The 22,444-nt window shown below is 66.5% G+C and carries 25 protein-coding genes; 4 read left to right on the top strand and 21 right to left on the bottom strand.

Annotation, left to right across the window (positions count from 1 at the left end):
- Window positions 1-257 precede the first annotated feature (257 nt).
- The 15 genes from pnp to rimP all read right to left on the bottom strand — a co-directional run bounded on the left by pnp (window position 258) and on the right by rimP (window position 13,348).
- The gene (gene pnp, locus AC1RT8_RS23835) at window positions 258-2,654 is read right to left on the bottom strand and encodes a polyribonucleotide nucleotidyltransferase (RefSeq protein ID WP_493078950.1); all 2,397 of its coding nucleotides are present in this window, start codon (window positions 2,652-2,654) and stop codon (window positions 258-260) included.
- A gap of 224 nt (window positions 2,655-2,878) precedes the next feature.
- Window positions 2,879-3,148: a 30S ribosomal protein S15 gene (gene rpsO / locus AC1RT8_RS23830; RefSeq protein WP_299913478.1), complete on the bottom strand. Its 270-nt coding sequence runs from the start codon at window positions 3,146-3,148 to the stop codon at window positions 2,879-2,881.
- A 14-nt stretch (window positions 3,149-3,162) separates the two neighbouring features.
- Window positions 3,163-4,188 carry a tRNA pseudouridine(55) synthase TruB gene (gene truB / locus AC1RT8_RS23825; protein ID WP_493078948.1) on the bottom strand — a complete coding sequence of 342 codons (1,026 nt, stop codon included), beginning with the start codon at window positions 4,186-4,188 and terminating at the stop codon, window positions 3,163-3,165.
- 5 nt (window positions 4,189-4,193) lie between these two features.
- The gene (locus AC1RT8_RS23820) at window positions 4,194-4,883 is read right to left on the bottom strand and encodes a site-2 protease family protein (RefSeq protein WP_493078947.1); all 690 of its coding nucleotides are present in this window, start codon (window positions 4,881-4,883) and stop codon (window positions 4,194-4,196) included.
- Between the two features lie 42 nt (window positions 4,884-4,925).
- Entirely contained in the window at window positions 4,926-5,300 is a 375-nt protein-coding gene (locus AC1RT8_RS23815; protein ID WP_493078945.1) for a DUF6491 family protein, read from the bottom strand.
- Window positions 5,301-5,333: 33 nt separating this feature from the next.
- Window positions 5,334-5,915: a thymidine kinase gene (locus AC1RT8_RS23810; RefSeq protein ID WP_493078943.1), complete on the bottom strand. Its 582-nt coding sequence runs from the start codon at window positions 5,913-5,915 to the stop codon at window positions 5,334-5,336.
- Window positions 5,915-6,280, bottom strand: coding sequence for a type II toxin-antitoxin system VapC family toxin (locus AC1RT8_RS23805; RefSeq protein ID WP_493078959.1), 366 nt, complete (start codon window positions 6,278-6,280; stop codon window positions 5,915-5,917). Before AC1RT8_RS23805 ends, AC1RT8_RS23810 begins: the two co-directional genes overlap by 1 nt.
- Window positions 6,281-6,300: 20 nt before the next feature.
- Entirely contained in the window at window positions 6,301-6,591 is a 291-nt protein-coding gene (locus AC1RT8_RS23800) for an AbrB/MazE/SpoVT family DNA-binding domain-containing protein (RefSeq protein ID WP_493078942.1), read from the bottom strand.
- A gap of 31 nt (window positions 6,592-6,622) precedes the next feature.
- Window positions 6,623-7,030: a 30S ribosome-binding factor RbfA gene (gene rbfA / locus AC1RT8_RS23795; RefSeq protein ID WP_493078940.1), complete on the bottom strand. Its 408-nt coding sequence runs from the start codon at window positions 7,028-7,030 to the stop codon at window positions 6,623-6,625.
- On the bottom strand, window positions 7,027-7,428 hold the full coding sequence (locus AC1RT8_RS23790; RefSeq protein ID WP_493078938.1) for a hypothetical protein: 402 nt from the start codon (window positions 7,426-7,428) through the stop codon (window positions 7,027-7,029). The genes rbfA and AC1RT8_RS23790 overlap by 4 nt, the downstream gene beginning before the upstream one ends.
- Before the next feature lie 2 nt (window positions 7,429-7,430).
- Window positions 7,431-10,127 (bottom strand): translation initiation factor IF-2, encoded by a 2,697-nt coding sequence (gene infB, locus AC1RT8_RS23785; protein WP_493078937.1) that lies wholly within the window; start codon window positions 10,125-10,127, stop codon window positions 7,431-7,433.
- 16 nt (window positions 10,128-10,143) lie between these two features.
- A complete protein-coding gene (locus AC1RT8_RS23780; RefSeq protein WP_493078935.1) occupies window positions 10,144-10,851 on the bottom strand; it encodes a DUF448 domain-containing protein in 708 nt (235 codons plus the stop codon).
- A 65-nt stretch (window positions 10,852-10,916) separates the two neighbouring features.
- Window positions 10,917-11,144: a tautomerase family protein gene (locus AC1RT8_RS23775; protein ID WP_493078934.1), complete on the bottom strand. Its 228-nt coding sequence runs from the start codon at window positions 11,142-11,144 to the stop codon at window positions 10,917-10,919.
- A gap of 6 nt (window positions 11,145-11,150) precedes the next feature.
- On the bottom strand, window positions 11,151-12,767 hold the full coding sequence (gene nusA, locus AC1RT8_RS23770; protein ID WP_493078933.1) for a transcription termination factor NusA: 1,617 nt from the start codon (window positions 12,765-12,767) through the stop codon (window positions 11,151-11,153).
- Window positions 12,767-13,348 carry a ribosome maturation protein RimP gene (rimP, locus tag AC1RT8_RS23765; protein ID WP_493078932.1) on the bottom strand — a complete coding sequence of 194 codons (582 nt, stop codon included), beginning with the start codon at window positions 13,346-13,348 and terminating at the stop codon, window positions 12,767-12,769. The genes nusA and rimP overlap by 1 nt, the downstream gene beginning before the upstream one ends.
- A gap of 264 nt (window positions 13,349-13,612) precedes the next feature.
- Here rimP and AC1RT8_RS23760 point away from each other — a divergent pair, with 264 nt between their 5' ends.
- Both AC1RT8_RS23760 and AC1RT8_RS23755 read left to right on the top strand, forming a co-directional pair.
- Window positions 13,613-14,755: a PQQ-dependent sugar dehydrogenase gene (locus AC1RT8_RS23760; RefSeq protein WP_493078931.1), complete on the top strand. Its 1,143-nt coding sequence runs from the start codon at window positions 13,613-13,615 to the stop codon at window positions 14,753-14,755.
- A 76-nt stretch (window positions 14,756-14,831) separates the two neighbouring features.
- Window positions 14,832-15,965, top strand: coding sequence for a PQQ-dependent sugar dehydrogenase (locus tag AC1RT8_RS23755; protein ID WP_493078929.1), 1,134 nt, complete (start codon window positions 14,832-14,834; stop codon window positions 15,963-15,965).
- Window positions 15,966-15,969: 4 nt separating this feature from the next.
- Here the strand turns inward: AC1RT8_RS23755 and AC1RT8_RS23750 are convergent, their stop codons facing one another.
- Genes AC1RT8_RS23750 through AC1RT8_RS23740 form a run of 3 tightly spaced genes read right to left on the bottom strand, consistent with a single transcriptional unit; the run spans window position 15,970 to window position 17,236 of the window.
- Window positions 15,970-16,425, bottom strand: coding sequence for a hypothetical protein (locus tag AC1RT8_RS23750; RefSeq protein WP_493078928.1), 456 nt, complete (start codon window positions 16,423-16,425; stop codon window positions 15,970-15,972).
- Window positions 16,422-16,799: a PaaI family thioesterase gene (locus tag AC1RT8_RS23745; RefSeq protein WP_493078927.1), complete on the bottom strand. Its 378-nt coding sequence runs from the start codon at window positions 16,797-16,799 to the stop codon at window positions 16,422-16,424. The genes AC1RT8_RS23750 and AC1RT8_RS23745 overlap by 4 nt, the downstream gene beginning before the upstream one ends.
- Window positions 16,796-17,236: a PaaI family thioesterase gene (locus tag AC1RT8_RS23740; protein ID WP_493078926.1), complete on the bottom strand. Its 441-nt coding sequence runs from the start codon at window positions 17,234-17,236 to the stop codon at window positions 16,796-16,798. The genes AC1RT8_RS23745 and AC1RT8_RS23740 overlap by 4 nt, the downstream gene beginning before the upstream one ends.
- Window positions 17,237-17,365: 129 nt before the next feature.
- Here AC1RT8_RS23740 and AC1RT8_RS23735 point away from each other — a divergent pair, with 129 nt between their 5' ends.
- A complete protein-coding gene (locus tag AC1RT8_RS23735) occupies window positions 17,366-18,904 on the top strand; it encodes an acyl-CoA synthetase (protein WP_493078924.1) in 1,539 nt (512 codons plus the stop codon).
- A gap of 39 nt (window positions 18,905-18,943) precedes the next feature.
- A complete protein-coding gene (locus tag AC1RT8_RS23730; RefSeq protein WP_493078923.1) occupies window positions 18,944-19,726 on the top strand; it encodes a crotonase/enoyl-CoA hydratase family protein in 783 nt (260 codons plus the stop codon).
- A 5-nt stretch (window positions 19,727-19,731) separates the two neighbouring features.
- Here the strand turns inward: AC1RT8_RS23730 and AC1RT8_RS23725 are convergent, their stop codons facing one another.
- Genes AC1RT8_RS23725 through AC1RT8_RS23715 form a run of 3 tightly spaced genes read right to left on the bottom strand, consistent with a single transcriptional unit; the run spans window position 19,732 to window position 22,188 of the window.
- Entirely contained in the window at window positions 19,732-20,181 is a 450-nt protein-coding gene (locus tag AC1RT8_RS23725; protein ID WP_493078921.1) for an acyl-CoA thioesterase, read from the bottom strand.
- A 44-nt stretch (window positions 20,182-20,225) separates the two neighbouring features.
- Window positions 20,226-21,008 carry an SDR family NAD(P)-dependent oxidoreductase gene (locus AC1RT8_RS23720; RefSeq protein WP_493078920.1) on the bottom strand — a complete coding sequence of 261 codons (783 nt, stop codon included), beginning with the start codon at window positions 21,006-21,008 and terminating at the stop codon, window positions 20,226-20,228.
- A 10-nt stretch (window positions 21,009-21,018) separates the two neighbouring features.
- A complete protein-coding gene (locus AC1RT8_RS23715) occupies window positions 21,019-22,188 on the bottom strand; it encodes an acetyl-CoA C-acetyltransferase (RefSeq protein WP_493078918.1) in 1,170 nt (389 codons plus the stop codon).
- Window positions 22,189-22,444: the final 256 nt, after the last annotated feature.

The raw sequence follows: 22,444 nt of genomic DNA, 5'->3' as shown, positions 1-22,444 counted from the left end.
CCTGACAGCTGAAGCTTCGCAACCTCAGTCTGCTCGGACAGAACCGGATGAACAACCTATCGAAAGATCACACCTAGCGAAACTTGGTGAGGGGCCCCGGGAGCTATCGATGGCTCCGGAGCCCCTCTCCAACTCCGACTAGATCGCTGCGCTCTCAAGTCTCCGTATCCTCTCCCAAAGGAGAGGAAGCGCTCATTAAAAAAGGGCCCGGTTTCCCGGGGCCCTCTTCTTTGTCAGTCCTGACGGACCGGGATCGCTTAGTCGCGGTCGCCGGTCAGGAAGGCAGGTGCGAATTCCGGCGCGGGGCCGTCATCGTTGCCGCCGCCCGAACGCTCGGGACGGGGACCACGCCCCTCGTCCCTGGCACCGCCACCATCGCGACGCGGACCACGGTCGCCACGGCCGCCATCGCCATCACGGCGCGGGCCGCGATCGCCACGGCCACCGCCGTCACCACGCGGGCCACGGCCGCCGTCGCCGTCACGGCGCGGGCCGCGGGGACCACGATCGCCGCGGTCACCGCCTTCGCGGGGCTCGCGGGCAGGACGGGTGTCCTCCAGCTCGGCACCGGTCTCCTGATCGACGACGCGCATCGACAGGCGGACCTTGCCGCGCGGATCGATCTCGAGGACCTTGACCTTCACGGCCTGGCCTTCGCTCAGCGCATCGCTGACCTTCTCGACCCGCTCGTTGCGGATCTCGGAGACGTGGACGAGACCGTCCTTGCCGCCCATGAAGTTCACGAACGCGCCGAAATCGACCAGGTTGACGACCTTGCCGTCATAGATCTTGCCGACTTCGGCTTCCTCGACCAGGCCCTTGATCCACTTGATCGCGGCATCGATCTGCGCCGAATCCGAGGAGCTGACCTTGATCACGCCCTCATCGTCGATGTCGACCTTGGCGCCGGTGGTGGCGACGATCTCGCGGATGACCTTTCCGCCGGTGCCGATGACGTCACGGATCTTCGACTTGTCGATCGTGATCGTCTCGATGCGCGGTGCGTGGGCCGACAGCTCCTCACGGGTGTGGTCGAGCGCCTTGGCCATTTCGCCCAGGATGTGGGCGCGGCCTTCCTTGGCCTGGCTCAGCGCGACACGCATGATCTCTTCGGTGATGCCCGCGATCTTGATGTCCATCTGCATCGTGGTGATGCCCTCGGACGTGCCGGCAACCTTGAAGTCCATGTCGCCGAGATGATCCTCGTCGCCGAGGATGTCGGACAGGACGGCGAAGTCCTTGCCCTCGAGGATCAGGCCCATCGCAATGCCCGAGACCGGGCGCTTCAGCGGCACGCCGGCATCCATCATCGAGAGCGAACCGCCGCACACCGTCGCCATCGACGACGAGCCGTTCGACTCGGTGATGTCGGAGAGAACGCGGATCGTGTAGGGGAACTCGTCCTTCGACGGCAGCACCGGGTGCAGCGCGCGCCAGGCGAGCTTGCCATGGCCGACTTCACGACGGCCCGGCGCACCGAAGCGGCCGACTTCACCGACCGAATAGGGCGGGAAGTTATAGTGAAGCATGAAGTGCTCGTAGGACAGGCCGGTCAGCCCGTCGATCATCTGCTCGCTGTCACGCGTGCCGAGGGTGGTGGTGCAGATCGACTGAGTCTCGCCGCGCGTGAACAGCGCCGAGCCGTGCGTGCGCGGGAGGAAGTGCACCATCGCCTCGATCGGACGGATCTGCGTGGTGGTGCGGCCGTCGATGCGCTTGCCGTCCTTGAGGATGGCGCCGCGAACGATCTCGGCCTCGAGCTTCTTCATCAGCTTGCCGGCTGCCATCTGGTCCTGCGGAGCTGCGTCGGCGAACGCCGCCTTGCCCTTGGCGCGGGCTTCGTTGAGCAGATCCGAACGCTTGGACTTGTCGGTCACCTTGTAGGCGGCGGCGATGTCCTTGCCGATCAGCTTCTTGAGCTTGTCCTTGGCGGCCGACAGATCGGCCTGCTCGGCCATTTCCCAAGGCTCCTTGGCGGCCTGCTCGGCCAGGTCGATGATCGCGTTGACGGCTTCGCGGCAGGCCTTGTGGGCGAACTGCACGGCGCCGAGCATCACGTCTTCCGACAGCTCCTTGGCTTCGGATTCGACCATCATCACGGCGCCACCGGTGGCGGCGACGACCAGGTCGAGATCGCCTTCCCTGGTCTGCTCGAGGGTGGGGTTCAGGATATATTCGCCGTCGATATAGCCGACGCGCGCTGCGCCGATCGGGCCCATGAAGGGCACGCCGGAGATGGTGAGGGCGGCAGAAGCGGCGACCATCGCGAGGATGTCCGGCTCGTTCTCGCCGTCATAGCTCAGCACCTGGGCGATGACGTTGATCTCGTTGTAGAAGCCTTCCGGGAACAGCGGGCGGATCGGGCGATCGATCAGGCGGCTGGTCAGCGTCTCCTTTTCGGTGGCGCCGCGCTCACGCTTGAAGAAGCCGCCGGGGATGCGGCCCGAAGCCGAGAATTTTTCCTGGTAGTGGACGGTGAGCGGGAAGAAATCCTGCCCTTCCTTGACGGAGCGTGCAGCGGTGACCGCGCACAACACGACGGTTTCGCCAAGCGTCGCGATGACGGCGCCATTGGCCTGGCGGGCAACGCGGCCCGTTTCCAGCGTGAGGGTCTTGCCGCCCCACTGGATGCTTACGGTTTTGGTATCGAACATTTTATTTCCTTCAACTCCGGCCGCCAAATGCGGGCCGGGGCCTATGTGCGGGCTTGACCGGCCCGCGCGGTTCGAGGTCTTTCACGGCCTCCGGACAATCAGCCGAATTGCGTCCTGTCCTTTTTGTCCCCTTGATGGGGTCCAGTCTCGTTGATGAGCTGGCGGCCCCGCGCGTGGCGGGGTTTATTTGAGATATGAAAACGGCGCCCGAGGGCGCCGGTTTCTTACTTGCGAAGACCGAGCTTCGCGATGAGATCGGTATAACGCGCACCGTCCTTGTGACGGAGATAATCGAGCAGCGACCGACGCTTGTTGACCATCATCAGCAGCCCGCGGCGCGAATGATTGTCCTTCTTGTGGTCCTTGAAGTGCTCGGTCAGGTTGCGGATGCGCTCCGTGAGGATCGCGACCTGAACTTCGGGGGAACCCGTATCGCCTTCGGCGCGGGCATGGTCCTTGACGAGCGCTTCCTTGCGCTCCTGAGTGATCGACATCGTGATCCTTTCGCTTAGAGGTTGAAACCGCGAACGACACGGACCTCGCGGTCCAGAACTTCCACCAGAGCGACCGGAACATCGTCCGATATCGCGAAGTGGAGGCCATCGTCTGCGGCGGTCCCGATCAACACCCGCCCCTGTCGGAGCAGCCCTGCCTGATCGGGGGTGAGGGATAGAGCCGGGATGTCGTCCAGCCCCGCCCTCAATGGCAGGAGTTTGTCTTCAAGGGCGCGCCCATGGCCGAGTTCGTCCAGTTTGTCCAGCGATATCGAGTCCGCCAGGGTGAACGGACCGGCCTTTGTGCGGCGGAGCATGGCGACGTGGCCGACCGTTCCGAGGGCCAGCGCGATGTCGCGCGCGAGGCTGCGGATATAGGTGCCCTTGGAGACATGGGCGGTGAGGGTGATGTCTTCCAATTCCTCCCTTAGTTCCTCCCTTAGTTCCTCCCCGGAACGGGGAGGGGGACCGCCGAAGGCGGTGGAGGGGCTTGGAGCGCGGGGCAGCGGTACCGCGCTCCAAGCCCCTCCACCATTCGCTGAAGAAGCGAATGGTCCCCCTCCCCGTTCCGGGGAGGAGCTTAGGGCGTGGATGATAACCGAGCGACTCGCCAAGACCACTTCCTCACCCGCGCGCGCCAGATCATAGGCGCGCTGGCCATCGACCTTCAGCGCGGAATAGGCTGGTGGCACCTGCTCGATCGGGCCGGTGAAGCGGGGCAGTATTGCTTGCACTTCCGCCAGCGTCGGCCGCACATCCGATCGCGCGATCTCAGCGCCCTCAAGGTCGAGCGTATCGGTCTGCACCCCGAAGCGGATCGTGAAGTCATAGACCTTGTCGCTGTCGAGCATCCGCCCGGCGAGCTTGGTCGCCTCGCCGATGGCGATCGGCAGCACGCCGGTCGCGAGTGGATCGAGCGTGCCGCCATGCCCTACCTTGAGCTTGCCGTAACCGCCGGCGCGGAGGGCGCGCTTGACCGCCGACACGCCCTGGGTCGAGCCAAGCCCGAGCGGCTTGTCGAGGATGATCCAGCCGTGCACCGAACTCAGACCGAGAGGCCGGCCGACCCGAGCAGGAAGCGGATCAGCGCCCAGGCCGGCGGGCCGATCAGGCGCCCGACGACATTCGCGTTCGGCGCGATCATCGGCAGGATCACCAGCAGGAAGATCAGCAGCAGGAAACCGTAGCGGCCGATCTTCGCATAGTGCGCGGCGAGCGGTCGGGGCAGCAGGCCCTGCACGACATGGCCGCCGTCGAACGGCGGGATCGGCAACAGGTTGAAGATCGCCAGGAAGATATTGATCATCACGAAGTTGATCAGATTGTCGGACAGGAACGCGCTCGCGCCGGTCGGCGTGCCGCCTGGCCAGAGCGCGACGAAGATCGCGATGGCGATCGTGCCGATGAGGGCGAGCAGGAAGTTCATCCCCGGGCCGGCCAGCGCAACCAGCATCATGTGGACGCGCGGGTTGCGCAACCGGCTGGCAACGACGGGCACCGGCTTGGCCCAGCCGAATACCGGCAGGTGTGCGATGGCGAGCGACAGGGGCAGCAGGATCGTGCCGATCGGATCGACATGGGTGACCGGGTTGACCGACAGACGCCCGAGCCGCTTCGCGGTCGGATCGCCGAGCGCGTTGGCGACCCAACCATGCGACACCTCGTGCAGCACGATCGCGATGATGAGCGGAATGATCCAGACCGTGGCGGAATAGATCATGGAGGTGATGTTCATCGTCTGCATCTAGCGATGCGACCGGCTATTCGCCAGCGGTCCTCAGCCCTTCTTGGGTTTCTTCGCCTTTTTCGGCGGCGGACCGCTCGTCACGAGCTGGTCGATCCGGCATTCCTGGCCGTCGGCCAGCAGCGAGCCGTAGCGGTCGAGCGACGTCGATCCACTGGTCTTCACACCGATGCGCGTTGCGAAGGACAGGCCGAGGCACGGCCCCAGGATTGTCGCGTGATACCATTTGCGCCCGCGATCCTGGAGATAGACCGCGCGGTCGCCATCGGGCTGGAAGTCCTGGATTCCGTCGAACTGAACGAAGGGGATCGATGCCGGTTTGCCGGTTTCGGGCGGCGTGGTTTGCGCAAGCGCGCCAGCAGCGCACAAGGCTGCAAGGGGCAGGACAAGCAGGGTGCGGGTGAGCATCGCGACGTTTCCTCGACTCGGGGTAGCTGAGATTTACGCCGGTCCGGCTGTACGCTCGATGAAGTGCCGCCGGCACATCGCAACATAACGGTCGTTGCCGCCGATTTCGGTCTGAGCGCCCTCGCGGATCGGGTTGCCCTCGGCATCGACGCGCATGTTCATCGTCGCCTTGCGGCCACACGCGCAGACCGACTTTATCTCGATAAGCGAATCCGCGATCGCCAATAGCCGCGCCGATCCCTCGAACAATTGCCCCTGGAAATCGGTGCGCAGGCCGTAAGCGAGCACCGGCACCCCGTGGAAATCGGCGACCGTCGCGAGCTGATCGACCTGCGCCGCGGTCAGGAACTGCGCCTCGTCGACCAGCACGCAAGCGGGCGGTTCCTCACCCTCGCGCACGACGATCGCGGCGAGATCGGTATCGCGCTCGAACGCGATCGCATCGGCGCCGAGCCCGATCCGCGAGGTGACGGTGCCCGCCGCGAACCGGTCGTCGATCGCCGCGGTGAACAGCAGGGTCCGCATGCCGCGCTCGCGATAGTTGAAATCGGCCTGAAGCAGGGTGGTCGATTTCCCGGCGTTCATCGAGGCGTAGTAGAAATAGAGTTTGGCCATCAGGCGAGGGTCTCGATCGGTATGGGGGCGGCCGTCCCGGCCTTTTTCGCGATGCCGCGATCGAAGGTGGCGAAGCTCGTTGCGCCGGCGGCAGTCGCGATATGCATCATGTCGGCGAAATCGGCGCCCGCTTCCAGACGGTCGATCGCCCAGGTGGCATGGTCGGGAACGCTGACCGCATGCGGCAGGTCCATCACCATGCGCAGACCTTGCGCCAGCGCCACCCTGTCCCAGCCATAGAGCGAGCGAAGCACCCACGCTGTCTCGATCAGGACTGTCGCGGTGACGATAAAATCCTCGTCGATGAGGGACCGCGCGACACGGGCCTGACCGGCATCGTCGCCGGTCAACAACCTCAGCAGAATATTGGTATCGATGGCGCGAATCAGGAATCGTCCTGATTCACGTCGGCGCCTTTAGCTGCGAACATCGCGTCGACCGCTGCGTTCATGTCCTCGATCGTCGCGGGCGGCCCTTCATGCTGGTAGAGCGCCCGGATCTCCGCGACGATCTGGTCGGTGGTCCTGCCGCTTTTCCGCGCGAGCGGCCGTAACAGTATGCCGCCATCGGTCTTCACCACATCGAACGCTTGGCCCGGCTTGTAGCCGAGCGCATCCCGAACGTCCTTGGGGATGACAACCTGGCCCTTGGCCGAGAGAGAGGTTTGCGCTGTCATGGCGGTAAGATGCGTCTTACCGCCAAGTGAGTCAAGTTGCGGGATCTTCGCCCGGCTCGAGATCGCGCGCCACATGCGGGTCGCGGAGCAGCTTGTCGATATGGCTGCCCTCGTCGAAGCTTTCGTCGGCGATGAACTTCAGCTTGGCGGCGTAGCGCGTGTTCACGCGTGCCGCGACCTCGCGCTGGAGATAGGCGGTGTTGGTGCGCAGCGCCTTCAGCACCGCTTCCTCCTGCTTGCCGAGCAGCGGCTTGATGAAGACCGTGGCGTGCCGCAGGTCGGGCGACATGCGCACTTCGGTGACCGTCACGACATGCTTCGCCAGCACCTCGTCATGCACGTCGCCGCGCGCGAGGATATCGGCCAGCGTGTGGCGCACCTGCTCGCCGACGCGGAGCAGGCGGACGGAGCGGGTCTCGGGGGTTTCAGCGGGTCTCATTTCATCACCATACATTCGGGGGGCAGCGCCAGCCCGATCAGGCTGAAATCGCGGTAGCTGATCTTGACCGGATCCCCGCCCCAGCGCGGCTTCCATTCCGGCTTGCGCAGGATCGGCACGCCGGAAAGATGGCTGATCGTCAGCGCCCGCGGCCCGGTCCAGCGCAGCACGACGCAATCGTGCAGATGGCTCCGATAGACCGCCTCGCGCGTGAACGGCCGACCCGATTGCAGGAAGACATAGGTGTCCTTCCGGTCGAGTACCGGCGCATCATATTCGGCGGTCGCGATATACTGGCCGTCGCGCGATATCGCGCGCTGCCATTCGATCGTCGGCTCGCCGCAGCCGGCCAGCACCAGGCCGAGGCCCAGTGCCGCGCCGATCCGCAACCGCGTCATCGTTACAGCGTCCGTTCGCGCAGCTCGACTTCATAGGTTTCGAGGAAGTCGCCCGGCTTGATGTCGGTGTGGCTGGCAAAGGTCACACCGCATTCCAGACCGGCACGAACCTCGGCCACGTCATCCTTGAAGCGTCGCAGCGACGCGATTTCGCCATTGTAGATGATGACGTCGTCGCGCGTGATGCGGGCCTTGAGCGCCTTGCGGATATAGCCCTCGACCACCAGCAGACCGGCGGCGCGGCCATGCTTGCCGGCCGAGAAGACCTCGCGGATTTCGGCGCGGCCGACGACCGTTTCGAAGGCCTCGGGGCCAAGCTCGCCCGCCATGCCGGCGCGGATGTCGTCGATCAGGTCGTAGATCACGTCATAATATTTGAGCGCGACCTTCTGCCGTTCGGCGATCTCGCGTGCCTTGGCATTGGCGCGGACGTTGAAGCCGATGATCGGCGCGCCCGACGCACCCGCCAGGGTGACGTCGCTCTCGGTGATGCCGCCGACGCCCGAGTGAAGCACCCGGGCCTTGATGTCGTCGGTCGAGATCTTGTTGATCGAGCTGACGATCGCCTCGACCGAGCCTTGCGTATCGGCCTTGACGACGAGCGGATACTCGATCGCCTGCTTGTCCTTCAGCGCGGAGAACATGCTCTCGAGGCTGGCCGGAGCCGAGGTGGTGCGCTTGCTGGTGATCACGCTCTGGCGATATTCCGCGACCTCGCGGGCGCGCGCCTCGTTCTCGACCACCGACAATGGATCGCCGGCACGCGGCACGCCGGACAGGCCGAGCACCTCGACCGGCATGGATGGGCCGGCTTCCTTGATCTGCTGGCCCTTGTCGTTGGTCATCGCGCGGACCTTGCCGCTCTCGGCGCCGACGACGAACACGTCGCCGACCTTCAAGGTGCCGCGATTGACCAGGATCGTCGCGACCGGGCCGCGGCCCTTGTCGAGCTTCGCCTCGATCACGGTGCCCTCGGCATCGCGATCCGGGTTCGCCTTCAGTTCGAGCAGGTCGGCCTGGAGCTGGATCTTCTCGACCAGCTCGTCGAGGCCGGTCTTCTTGAGCGCCGAAACCTCGACGTCCTGGACGTCGCCCGACATCTCCTCGACGACGACTTCATATTGAAGCAGCGCCTCGCGGACCTTTTGCGGATTGGCGTCGGGCTTGTCGACCTTGTTGATCGCCACGATCATCGGCACGCCGGCCGCCTTGGTGTGGTTGATCGCCTCGATCGTCTGAGGCTTCAGGCCGTCATCGGCGGCCACGACCAGCACCACGATATCCGTGACGTTGGCGCCGCGCGCGCGCATTTCGGTGAAGGCCTCATGGCCCGGCGTGTCGAGGAAGGTGATCTTCGACTTGTCCTTCAGCGTGACCTGATAGGCGCCGATATGCTGGGTGATGCCGCCGGCTTCGCCCTTCACCACATCGGTGCCGCGCAGGGCATCGAGGAGCGAGGTCTTGCCGTGGTCGACATGGCCCATGATCGTGACGACCGGCGGACGCGGCTGCAGCGTCTCGTCCGCATCGGCATCGGTCTCGATCGCGAGATCGATGTCCGAATCGCTGACGCGGGTGATGTTGTGGCCGAATTCGGTCACCAGCAACTCGGCGGTGTCCTGGTCGATCGTCGCGTTGATCGTGACGGGCATGCCCATCTTGAACAGCGCCTTGACCAGGTCGGCACCCTTTTCCGCCATGCGGTTGGCGAGCTCCTGCACGGTGATCGCTTCCGGCACGACGACGTCGCGGATCTGCTTGGCCTGCGCCTCGCGCGGGCCGCCCATCCGGCGATGTTCCTTCTCGCGCGCGCGCTTCAGCGCCGCGAGTGACCGGGCACGCGCGCCGTCGCCGTCGCCAAGGGCGCGGTTGACGGTCAGCTTGCCGGCGGTGCGGCGATCGTCGCCCTTGCGATCGCGCTGCTGCGGACGGCCGGGGCCGTCATTGCTGGGCGCCGGGCTGCCAGGGCCAGGACGCTTGGGGGCGCCAGCAGGCGACGCGGCCGCCGGCGTTGCGGCAGTCGCCGCGGGTGCGGCGGCCACGGGCGCGGGCGGCGGGCGCGGGCGCTCGGGGCGCGCGACCGGGGTGAAGCGGCGCGGCGCGGGCATGCCCGGATCGAGCGAGACGGTGACCGGCTGGGGCGGGGCCGCGGGCGGGGACGGCGGGGCAGGCGGTGTCGTTGCCTCGACCGGCGCGACGGCGACGGGCGTTGCCGCCGGCGTCTCCATGGGCGCGGGTTGCTCAGGGGCGGCAGGCGAATCCGGGGCGTCGCCGGCGCGGCGATTTTCCTCGGCGCGGCGGCGCTCCTCCTCGGCTGCCTCGAGGCGCTCGCGCTCCTCGCGGCGGCGGGTTTCCTCGAGCGCGTTCATCCGCGACTCGTCGGCCTCGCGGAGCAGCTTGGCCTGAAGCTCCTGGCGCGACAGCAGCGAATTGGCGGGCGAGACGGGCGCCGGGCGCGGCGGCTCGGGCGCGCGCACCGGGGCGGCGGCGACCGGTGCGGGTGCCGGTGCTTCCTCGACCACAGGCGCTTCCGGCTCGCCGGGGCGCCGCAGGACACGCCGGCTCTTCACTTCCACGACCACGGTGTTGGAGCGGCCATGGCTGAAGCTCTGCTTCACCTTGCCCGTCTCGACCGTGCGCTTCAGCCCCAGCGGTGCGCGCATGCCCAGTTTCGGCTTTTCGTTGTCGGTATCGCTCACTCAAATTCCTCGTAGATCAATCTTCGGCCGTATCGGACACGCCACTGTCCGTCGGCTCGGTTTCAAACGGCGTTGCGCCCTGCGAGACCGTTTCGCAAGGCGCTGTACTCGGGTCAGGGCCGATAAAATGCAGCCAGCGATGGAGCGCTTCGCCCACCCGCTTCGCCGCATCGGGATCAGTCAGGCCGACATGTACCACATTCTGCCGTCCTAGTGCCACGGCCAATATGGTGCGTGACACCGGCAGCGCCAACCCCCTGAGCCCGCTGCCTTCCTCGTCCTTTCCGACGCGCCAGGCCTGGTCGAGCTTGCGGTTGCCGTCCTCGCCCGCATCGGACGCGTGGAGCAGCAGGTGAAGCTTGCCGGAACGGGCGGCGGTCTCGATCCTTTCGGTGCCGATCAGCAGCCCGCCGGAACGGGATTCGAGCCCGAGCCGGTCGAGCGCAGCGCGTTCGAGCGCGGCTTCGATCAGCGTCGGCAGATCGTCGGGGATGAGCACCGGGCCGGTCTTGAACGCGCGGGCGAGCGCGCCCTTGAGCTTGCCCTTGGCCATCGCGGTTTCGAGGTCGGTCCTGCTCACGCCGATCCAGGCGCCGCGGCCGGGAGCCTTGGCGCGGACGTCGGGCAGGACATGGCCGTCAGGCGACAGCGCGAGCCGCACCAAAGCGGCACGCGGGGCGCGGTCGCCGATCAGGATGCAGCGGCGGATGGGGTCAGCCTTCATCGCGTCCCCTCCCGCGAAAGGGAGGAGGGAGTGAAGGGGCCAGTACCTGTCTGAAGCCTAGCGCGTCATACTGAGGGAACCGCATGCGCGTCCTCCCTCTTCGGCGCGTCGCGGTCGGCCAGAAGCAGGCCGCCAGCGCCGTAATTCTCCGTGGAGATTTCCTCGATCACGATCTGCACCGCGCCCGCGGGCTTGCCGAGACGATCGACCAGCGAACGCGTCACGTCAGCGACGATCCCCGCTTTCTGGTCGTGCGTCGCGGTGCCCGCGATCCGGATGCTGACGAACGGCATGGGCGCTTACGCTTCCTCGTCCGTGGTCGCGGCTTCGGCGGCAGGTGCCTCCTCGTCCTCGAACCAATGCGCGCGGGCGGCCATGATGATCTCGTTACCCTGCTCTTCGCTCAGGCCATATTCGCCGAGCACGCCGCCCTTGTCCTCGGGGCGCTTGGGGGCGTCCTCGTTGCGGCGGCGCGGTTCCTGGCGCTTCTTCTGCACCAGTTCGTCGGTCGCGAGATCGGCGAGGTCGTCGAGCGTCTTGATGCCCGCCTTGCCCAGGGTCACGAGCATCGCCTCGGTGATGTAGGGCATCGCGGCGAGATCGTCCGACACGCCCAGCTCGCGGCGGAGCGTGCGGTTGGCTTCCTCGCGGCGCTCGAGCGCCTCGGTCGCGCGGCTCTGCAGCTCGGCGGCGAGATCCTCGTCAAAGCCTTCGATCGAGGCGATTTCCTCGGCCTCGACATACGCCACTTCCTCCAGTGCGCCGAAGCCTTCGGCGACCAGCAGCTGGGCCAGCGTCTCGTCGACGTCGAGCTCGGTCTGGAACATCTCGGTGCGCTCGAGGAATTCCTTCTGGCGCTTCTCGGAGGCGTCGGCCTCGGTCAGGATGTCGATCGCCTTGCCGGTGAGCTGGCTGGCGAGGCGGACATTCTGGCCGCGGCGGCCGATGGCGAGCGACAGCTGATCGTCGGGAACGACGACTTCGATGCGGTCCTCTTCCTCGTCGATCACGACTCGGCTGACCGAGGCCGGCTGAAGCGCGTTGACGACAAAGGTCGCGGTGTCGGGCGACCAGGGGATGATATCGATCTTCTCGCCCTGCATTTCCTGCACGACGGCCTGGACGCGGCTGCCCTTCATGCCGACGCACGCGCCGACCGGGTCGATCGAGCTGTCGTGGCTGATGACGCCGATCTTGGCGCGGCTGCCCGGGTCGCGGGCGGCGGCCTTGATCTCGATGATGCCGTCATAGATCTCGGGCACTTCCTGCGCGAACAGCTTCTTCATGAAATCGGGGTGCGCGCGGCTGAGGAAGATCTGCGGGCCGCGATTCTCGCGGCGCACGTTCAGGATCAGCGCGCGGATACGGTCGTTGACACGCACGATCTCGCGCGGGATCTGCGCATCGCGGCGGATGACGCCTTCGGCGCGGCCGAGGTCGACCACGACGTGACCGAACTCGACGCGCTTCACCACGCCGGTGATGATCTCGCCCATGCGGTCCTTGAACTCTTCATATTGCCGCTCGCGCTCGGCATCGCGGACCTTCTGGAAGATCACCTGCTTGGCGGCCTGCGCCGCGATGCGGCCGAACTCGATCGGGGGCAGCGGATCGACGATATAGTCGCCGACGACCGCGCCCGGCTGAAGCTTCTGCGCTTCCTTCAGGTTCACCTGCTTGAAATAGTCATCGACCGCCTCGACCACTTCGACGACGCGCCACAGGCGCAGGTCGCCGCTGACCGGATCGAGCTTCGCGCGGATGTCGTTCTCGGCGCCGTAGCGGGCACGGGCGGCACGCTGGATCGCGTCCTCCATCGCTTCGATCACGATGCCCTTGTCGATCATCTTCTCGGCGGCGACGGCATTCGCGATCGCGATCAGCTCGGCCTTGTTGGCGGAAACGGCGGTGGCCATCAGTCTTGCCCTTCGTTCATGATATCATCGGGGTTGCTCTCGGCGCCCTCGGGCGCCTCTTCTTCGAATTCTTCTTCCTCGACACCGTCCAGCGACAGCGGCCGGGTGGAGGCGATCAGCGCGTCGGTCAGCAGCAGCTTGGCGTTCGCGACCTGATCGAAGCCGATCGTCATCGGCTCATGCTTGTTCACGTCGATGGTGATGCGCCCGTCCTCGACGCCCTTCAAGAAGCCGGTGAGCTGTTTGCGGCCATCGACCGGCGCGGCGAGATGGATGCGCGCCTCATGCCCCGCCCAATCCTGGAAATCGGCGAGGCGGGTGAGCGGACGATCGATCCCCGGCGAGCTGACCTCGAGGCGGTACGCCTCAACGATCGGATCCTTCTCGTCGAACAGGTCGGAGATGCGGCGCGACAGTTCGGCGCAATCGTCGATCGTCAGCTGGCGGGTGTCGGGGCGCTCGGCCATCACCTGAAGGGTCAGGTCGTCGCGGTTGCCGAACATCTTCACGCGCACGAGATCGAAGCCCAGGGCGTTCGCCTCGGGCTCGATCAGTTGTGCCAGTTTCGCGATGTCCGTCATCAGGTTTGAAACATGCCTTCTCGCCGCCGGGACCGTGTGGCCCCGACCTCTTCACCCATAACGATGTAGAGAATTGAGATGGCGATATACGGCGGGTTGGCCCGCGCGGCAAGGCCCCCTTTCCGCGTCCCTTTTCACAGGGCGAAAGGGGCAGGCGGCCTGCCTTGATCCTGCGATCCGATTCTATAGGCTGGCCCAACTCGCCGCCTGCGGACGTGCGCGACTCGCCGGGCGATTGACTCAAGAAACGAGAGGCTGCCCGGCATGACCCGATTTTCCTCCTGTGCGACCCTGGCGTTGTGCGCGGTCATCGCCACTGCCTGTTCGGCCTCGACCGCGCCGGCGCAGGATGCGGCCGCCAAGCCCTTCACCGAAACCGTGATGGCGGATTTCGAATCGCCCTGGGCGATGACTTTCCTGCCCGACGGCCGGCTGCTGGTGACCGAAAAGGCCGGCAAGCTGCTGATCGTCTCCGCCGATGCGAAGCAGGTCGCGACGCTGGCGACGATCCCCGGCGTCGACAGCGCGGGGCAGGGCGGGCTGATGGACGTGGTGCTCTCGCCCGGCTTCGCGAAGGATCGCCTGGTCTATTTCAGCTATTCGGAGGCACGTGACGGCGGCAAGGCAGTGGCGCTCGCGCGCGGACGGCTTGGCGAAAAGGGCGCGATGCCGGCGCTGACCGACGTCTCGGTCATCTTCCGCGCCAGCCACGCGGTCGAGGGCAATGGCCATTATTCGGGCCGCATCGCCTTCTCGCCCGACGGCCAACACCTGTTCTTCACCAATGGCGAGCGCCAGAAATTCGATCCGGCGCAGGACCTGAGCATGACGCTCGGCAAGGTGCTGCGCCTCACCCCGGACGGCAAGCCCGCGCCGGGCAATCCCTTTGCCGGACAGGCCGGCGCCCGGCCGGAGATCTGGTCCTATGGCCACCGCAACCTGCTCGGCATCGCCTTCGACGCCGAGGGCAATCTGTGGGAGCAGGAAATGGGGCCGAAGGGCGGCGATGAGGTCAACCTCATCCAGCCGGGCAAGAATTACGGCTATCCCAGGGCCTCGAACGGCAGCCATTATGACGACCGGGACATCCCCGATCACGCGCCCGGCGACGGTTTCGAGGCGCCGAAGGTCTGGTGGAACCCGTCGATCTCACCGGGCGGGCTGATGATCTATTCGGGCGACATGTTCCCGGCGTGGAAGGGCGATGCGTTCATCGGCGGGCTTTCCAGCCAGTCGCTGCTGCGCATCGACCTGGACGGCACCAAGGCGAAGAAGGGCAATCAATGGCCGATGTCCAATCGCATCCGCGAGGCGGAGCAAGGGCCCGATGGCGCGATCTGGCTGATCGAAGATGGCATGCGGGGCGCGGACGGGCGGCTGATCAAGCTTACGCCGGCCAAGGCCTGACGCTATAAATCCCGCAATGCAGCGATCCGCTCGCCGGATCGTTGCGCCGACACCTCCCCAGGAAAGATCGACCGGCATGACCCGATTCTCTTTGTACGCCTTGCCTCTTCTCGCCCTGGCTGGCGCCACCACTGCGAGCGTCGCCCAGAATGCCCGCGCCATGTTCAAGGTGCCGGCCGACCTGCCCTTCGCGGTGAGCGACAAAGGCCAGTTCGACACGCCCTTCGCGCTCGCTTTCCTGCCCGACGGCCGCATCCTCGTCACCGAGAAGCCCGGCAAGCTGAAACTGCGCGCGACCGATGGCGGCGTGAAGGACGTGGCTGGCGTGCCGAAAGTGGCGCCGGGCGGGCAGGGCGGCATGCTCGACGTCGCGCTCGCGCCGGATTTCGCGAAGAGCCACATCATCTATTTGTCCTATTCCGAGCCGCGCCCGACCGGCCGGAGCCTCGCGCTCGCCCGCGCAACCCTGAAGGACGGCGCAGCACCGAGCCTCCAGGGTCTGCAGGTGATCTTCCGCGCCGGCTCCGACGGGACGGGCGAGCAGTTCGGCGGCAACATCGCCTTCTCGCCCGACCACAGGCTGCTCTATCTCTCGACCGGCGAGCGTCAGCGCTTCACCCCGTCGCAGGATCCGGACCAGAGGCTCGGCAAGATCCTGCGCCTGACGCTCGACGGCAAGCCCGCGCCGGGCAACCCGGGTTACGCCGCGGGTGGTGCGCGTGCGGAAACCTGGTCGATCGGCCATCGCAATCCCTACGGCCTGTCCTTCGACAAGGACGGCCGGCTCTGGGAAATCGAGATGGGGCCCAAGGGCGGCGACGAGGTCAACCTGATCCAGCCGGGCAAGAATTACGGCTGGCCCAAGGCGTCGAACGGCGACAATTACGACGACACGCCGATCCCCGATCACGTGCCGGGCGACGGTTTCGAAGCGCCCAAAATCTGGTGGAATCCCTCGATCTCACCGGGCGGGCTGATGATCTATTCGGGCAAGATGTTCCCGGCCTGGCAGGGCTCGGCGTTCATCGCCGCCCTGTCCGGCCAGGCGCTGATCCGCGTCACCCTGGACGGCGACAAGGCCGCCAAGGCCGATCAGTGGAACATGGGCATGCGCATCCGTGACGTGGCCCAGGCGCCCGACGGCGCGATCTGGCTGCTGCAGGACGGCCGCGGCAATGCCGGGCATCTGATGCGGCTGACGCCGCGCTGAGGACTCAGCCGCGCAGCCTTTTAAGGTGCGCATCGGCCTCGGCGACGCCAGGATTGCCGGGTGCGCCGGTCATCTCCTCGAACAATGCGTCGAGTTCCTCGTACCGCGCGCGCGCCTGGATCCAGAAGATCCAGGCGGTGTCGCTGTCCTGGATCGCCTCGGCCTGGAGCGCTGCGCTGCGCAACGCATTGGCGACATCGAGCGGCGCCGCGTCGGGTGCGGCACGGTAGAGCGCGAGCATCTCGGTGATCGCGGCACCGGCTTCCTCGCCGCGCCCGGCCTCGACCAGGATGTCGGCGACATGGCGGATGGCGTGGCCCAGTGCGGCGGCATCGTCGAGATCGCGCAACAGCGTCACCGCGCGACGCTGGCGGCTCAACGCTTCATAATGGTCGCCGGCATCGCGCAGGCGTTGCGCTTCGCGGGCATAGGTTTCTGCCTGTGCCCGCGCGCCGCTCACGGTCGCGCGATCAGATAGTTGAGTCGCGCCGCGGCGATCGGCTTGTCGCGATCGTCCTGCCACGCCGTCGCCTCGACATTGGCGACCCGCGTGCCGAGCCGCGTCACCACGCCCCGCGCCCGGGTAGGTTTGTCGCGTCCGCCGCGCATGAAATCGACCGTGACGTTGATCGGCTTGATCCGGCCGCCGCCTTCTTCGGCGAGCGCGTGGCGGACCGCGACGATCGCCGCCATTTCCATCAGCCCGCTGATCGCGCCGCCGTGCAGGAAACCCGGCCGCCCCAGAACGCCTTGTTCGAACGGCATGATCAGCACGCCGTCGTCATCGGGATCGACGCTCAGCCCGAGCAGATCGGCATAGGGCGGCAGAGTCACAGATAGCCCTCCGGCGCCATGAACGTGCCGGCGACATGCGCGAGCGGATCGTCGGGATCGCCGTCATGCGCCTGGCCGCGTACGAACGCGATCGAGCGGGAGATGCGATAGCATTCGCCGCGCCCGATCACCGTCTTGCCCGGCGTGGCCGGCCGCAGATAATCGACGCGCAGATCGAGCGTCGCGTGCGGGCGAAAGCCGTTGAGCTTCAGCCACACCGCCATGCTCGTCGCCATGTCCATCATCGACAGGATCGGGCCGGACGCGATCACGCCGGTTTCGGATTCGCCGATCTGGTCCGCGCTGTAAGGAAGCGCCAGCTCGACCCAGTCGGCGCCGTGCGCGTGATAGCCGAGGCCAAGCAGGCTGCCATGGCCGCCCGCGCCGTTGCGCAGGAAGCGTTCGGGGTCGAAACGAAAGGCGTCGATCGTCGTCACTATTCGATGTCTCTACCGCAGTGCAGCGTAATCCGCAAAACCCGTCGTGAAGCGGTGCGTTTGCATGATTGCCCGGCTGCGCGAGGCCGTCTAGCTTAGGTTGCAAAGAACAACGAATGGGAGAGGCGGGTGCACCCCAGCATCCATGGCGCGGAGACGCCGGACAAGCCCGCGCTGATCGTCGCGGAAACCGGCGAGGCGGTGAGCTATGTCGAGCTCGACCGGCGATCGAACCGTGCGGCGCACCTGTTCCGCTCCGCCGGGCTGGCCGTCGGCGACACGATCGCGCTGTTCCTGGAGAATGTGCCGGAATTCTTCGATATCGCCTGGGGCGCGCAGCGCAGCGGCCTCGTCTATGTCTGCATCTCGACCAAGCTGACCGCGCCCGAGGTCGACTATATCGTTCGCGACAGCGGGGCGACGCTGGTCATCGCATCGGCCGGGCTGGATGTCGCGGGGCCGCTCGCCGCCCAACTGGCGGGTATCGCGCTCTACACGATCGGCGGCGCGGTGGCCGGCTGGTCGAGCTGGGAGGAGGCGGTCGCGGCAATGCCCGATACGCCGATCGCCGATGAACGCGCCGGGATCGACATGCTCTATTCCTCCGGCACGACCGGCCGGCCCAAGGGCGTGCGGGTCGCGCTGCCCGAAGATCCGGCGATTGCCGCGCCGACCATCCTGACGATGCTCGCGCGCGGGCTGTACGGGCTGGGGCCGGATACGATCTATCTCAGCCCGGCGCCGCTCTATCATGCGGCGCCCTTGCGCTGGTCGATGACGGTGCTGCGGCTCGGCGGCACGGTGGTGATGATGCGGCATTTCTCGCCGCTGACCGCGCTCGCCGCGATCGAGACCTATGGCGTGACGGCCAGCCAATGGGTGCCGACCCATTTCGTGCGCATGCTGAAGCTGGGCGAGGAGGAGCGCAGCCGTTTCGACCTGTCGACACTCAGGGTCGCGATCCACGCCGCCGCGCCCTGCCCGATCCCGGTCAAGGAGGCGATGATCGCCTGGTGGGGGCCGGTGCTGTACGAATATTATGCCGGTTCCGAGGGCAACGGCATGACCACGATCCATTCGGAGGAGTGGCTGGCGCACAAGGGATCGGTCGGCAAGGCGGCGTACGGTGTGCTGCACATCTGCAACGAGGCGGGCGAGGAACTGGGGCCGGACGAGGAGGGGCTGGTCTATTTCGAGGGTGGCGGCCAGTTCGAATATCACAATGATCCGGGGAAGACGGCGGAGACGCGCAACGCGCAGGGCTGGACCACGCTCGGCGATGTCGGGCGGGTCGATGCCGAGGGCTATCTCTATCTCACCGACCGCAAGAGCTTCATGATCATCTCGGGCGGGGTGAACGTCTATCCGCAGGAGATCGAGAACCGGCTGATCACGCACCCGCGGGTGGCGGACGTCGCGGTGATCGGTGCGCCCTGCCCCGAAATGGGCGAGCGGGTCGTCGCGGTGGTCCAGCCGGTCGACATGGCGGAGGCCGGGCCCGAACTCGCGGAGGAACTCACCGCCTGGTGCCGCGCCGAGCTTTCGGGTGTGAAGACGCCGCGCCAGATCGATTTCACCGCGGAACTGCCGCGCCATGCGACGGGCAAGCTCTACAAAAGGCTCCTGCGCGATCGCTATTGGGGTGTCGGCGGCAGCCGGATTGTCTAGATTCCCGAATGGCTGGGCCGAGGAACTGAAGGAAAGACCATGAACGACCGCGTTTCGATTACCGTTGCCGATCATGTCGCCGATGTCCGCCTGACCCGCGCCGACAAGATGAACGCGATCGATCCGGCGATGTTCAAGGGGATCGCTGCGGCGATCGACCAGCTGAACGGCATGGCCAGCGTCCGTGCGGTCGTGCTCTCGGGCGAGGGGCGTGCCTTCTGCGCCGGGCTCGACATGCAGAGCATGGCAGGCGGCGGATCGGGCATCGATCTCGGCAGCCGGCGCCCCGATGGCGCCAATCTCGTGCAGCAGGTTTCCTGGGGTTGGCGCATGCTGCCCATGCCGGTGATTGCGGCGGTGCACGGCGTGGCGCTGGGCGGCGGCTTCCAGATCATGTCGGGCGCCGATATCCGCATCGCCGCGCCGGGCACGCGACTGTCGATCCGCGAGGGGCATTGGGGCCTGGTGCCCGATATGGCCGGCATCGCCCTGTGGCGGACTCTGGCGCGCGACGACGTGCTGCGCGAACTGACCTATACCGCGCGCGAATTCACCGCCGAGGAAGCACTGGGTTACGGTTTCGTCACCCGCCTCGCCGACGATCCTCACGAAGCGGCGATGACGCTGGCGCACGAGATCGCCGGGCGAAGCCCGCACGCGGTGCGCGGGAGCAAGCGGCTGTTCAACCTGGCCGCCGATGGCGATCCCAGGGCGATCCTCGAGGCCGAGACGGTCGAGCAGTTGCGCGTGATCCGCCAGCCCAATCAGGTCGAAGCGGTGATGGCCAATATGGAAAAGCGCACGCCTCGTTTCAGAGACTAGGCGCTTCAAAGATTGGGCAGGGGCGCGCTGACCAGCAGCCGGTATTTCTCCAGCCCGATGCGGAAATCGTCGGGCAGCCGGGTCGCGCCCGTGGCGCTACTCATCACGATCGAGGAATCGCAGGTGGCGATGGCGAACCCCTGCTGGAAGGCGGTCGACAGGATCTGCCAGCTCCGCGTGCCGATCTCGCCGATCCCGGTCGCGATCTCGATATCGGCGGGGAAATGGCCCTCGGCGAGATAATTGATCTCGATCCGCGCGACGAGCCAGCGATGGCCCTTCCATCCGGCCAGCCCCATCGCCTGGTTGAACCGCACCCGCGCGCTCTCGAACAGCGCCGCCATCGCGACATTGTTGATATGCCCGAGCGGATCGAGGTCCTGGAATCGCGTCTGGATCCTCTCGCTGTGCGGATAGGCGGACAGGGTCAGCCGGGATGGATCGGGTCGGGGCATTGCTCCTTCTTCCTCCCCTCCCGCAAGCGGGAGGGGCTAGAAAATCACCGCGGCGCCATGCGGATCGCGCCGTCGAGGCGCACGTCCTCACCGTTGAAATAGCCGTTCTCGATCATCACCAGCGCAAGCTGCGCATATTCCGATGCGTTCCCGAGGCGCTTGGGGAAAGGCACCGACGCGGCCAGACTGTCCTTCACCTGCTGCGGGGCGCCCTGCAGCAGCGGGGTGTTGAAGATGCCCGGCAGGATCGTGTTGATCCGGATGCCTTCGCCCATCAGGTCGCGGGCGATCGGCAGGGTCATGCCGACCACGCCGCCCTTCGACGCCGAATAGGCTGCCTGGCCGATCTGGCCGTCCTCGGCCGCGACGCTGGCGGTCATGACGATCGTGCCGCGCTCGCCATCCTCGCCTGGATCGAGCGTCAGCATGCCGGCCGCGGATTTCGCCACGCAGCGGAAGGTGCCGACCAGATTGATCTGGATGAGCCAGTTGAACGCCTCGAGCGAGAAATGCTTGATGCTGCCGTCTTCCTTTGACCGGCTCGCCGTCTTCATCGCGTTGGCGGTGCCGGCGCAGCAGACGAGTATGCTTTCCTGCCCGTTCGCCGCGCGCGCCCTGGCAAAGCCGGCGTCTACGCTCTCGTCGGAGGTCACGTTCACTTCGCAGAACACACCGCCGATCTCGGTTGCGACCTTCTCGCCCTTCTCCGCCTGAAGATCGAAGATCGCGACCTTCACGCCTTTCGCCGCTAGCGCCCGCGCGGTCGCCTCGCCCAGGCCCGAGGAGCCGCCGGTAACGACGGCGGCAATGCTGGTGTCGAGTTTCATGCGTCTCTCCTCAAACCCGCTCGACGATCGTGACATTGGCGATGCCGCCACCCTCGCACATCGTCTGCAATCCGTAGCGAAGCTCGCGCGTGCGTAGCGCATGGACCAGGGTCGCCATCAGCTTGGTGCCCGAGGCCCCGAGCGGATGACCCAGCGCGATCGCGCCGCCATTGACGTTGAGCCGCGCAGGATCGCCGCCGACATGCCGCAGCCAGGCAAGCGGCACCGGCGCGAACGCCTCATTGACCTCGTACAGGTCGATATCCTCGATCTTCATGCCAGCGCGCTTCAGCGCCTTGTCGGTCGCGAACAGCGGCTCCTCGAGCATGATCACCGGGTCGCCCCCGGTGACGGTCAAATTGTGGATGCGCGCCAGCGGGGTCAGGCCGTGGTCCTTCAGCGCGCGTTCGCTGACCACCAGCACCGCGCTCGCCCCGTCGCATATCTGGCTGGCATTGGCGGCGGAAATCACCCCGCCTTCCTGCAACAGCTTGACCGAATGGATACCCTCGAAGGTTGCGTCGAAGCGGATGCCCTCGTCGACCAGATGGCAGGCCTCGCCCTCGGGCGTCGCGATCTCGAGCCCGACGATCTCGTCCTTGAAATCGCCCCGCCCGGTCGCGGCGGCAGCGCGGCGATGGCTCTCCAGCGCGTAGCGGTCGAGCTGGTCGCGATCGAAGCCATATTTGTCGGCGATCATTTGGGCGCCAAGAAACTGGCTGAACTGCACGCCGGGATAGCGTGCTTCCTGCCGCGGCGACTTGGATTTGCCGAGGCCCGCCTGCGCGAACAACATGCCGGTGGAGCCCATCGGCACGCGCGTCATGCTCTCGACGCCCGAGGCGATCACCACGTCCTGCGTGCCGGACATCACTGCCTGCGCCGCGAACTGGATCGCCTGTTGCGAGCTGCCGCATTGGCGGTCGATCGAGACGGCGGGCACGCTTTCGGGCAGCTTCGACGCCAGCACGGCGCCGCGTCCCACCTGGAAGCCCTGCTCGCCGCCCTGGCTGACACAGCCCATGATGACGTCTTCGATCGCGGTGGGGTCGATGCCCGACCGGTCGACGATCGCGTCGAGCACCGCGCCGCCCATATCCGCCGGATGCCACCCCGCGAGCCTGCCGCCGCGCTTGCCGCCGGCGGTGCGTACCGCCTCCACGATATAGGCCTCGGCCATGCTCCGCTCTCCATCAGGTTCGTATTTGCAACCCACTCTTGCCCAATCCCGGCGGGTCGGCAAGGTGAGTCGGCATACCCGATCGTCGAAACATGGGCCTACGCGATGAAAGTAGCGGAAGCCGTAGCGGCATGCTGGTCTGTACGCGGATTTCTGGAAAGGCCGTGCCGCGACCCTGAAGACGATCGTGACCAGGGCGTAGCGGGCGGCGACCGGGGCTATCTCCAGCGAGTCGCTCGCGGCGCTGGGGAGGAAT

The organism is Sphingomonas sp. GW821-FHT10F11, from assembly GCF_058809095.1.
This window is presented reverse-complemented; position numbering and strand designations above follow the sequence as displayed.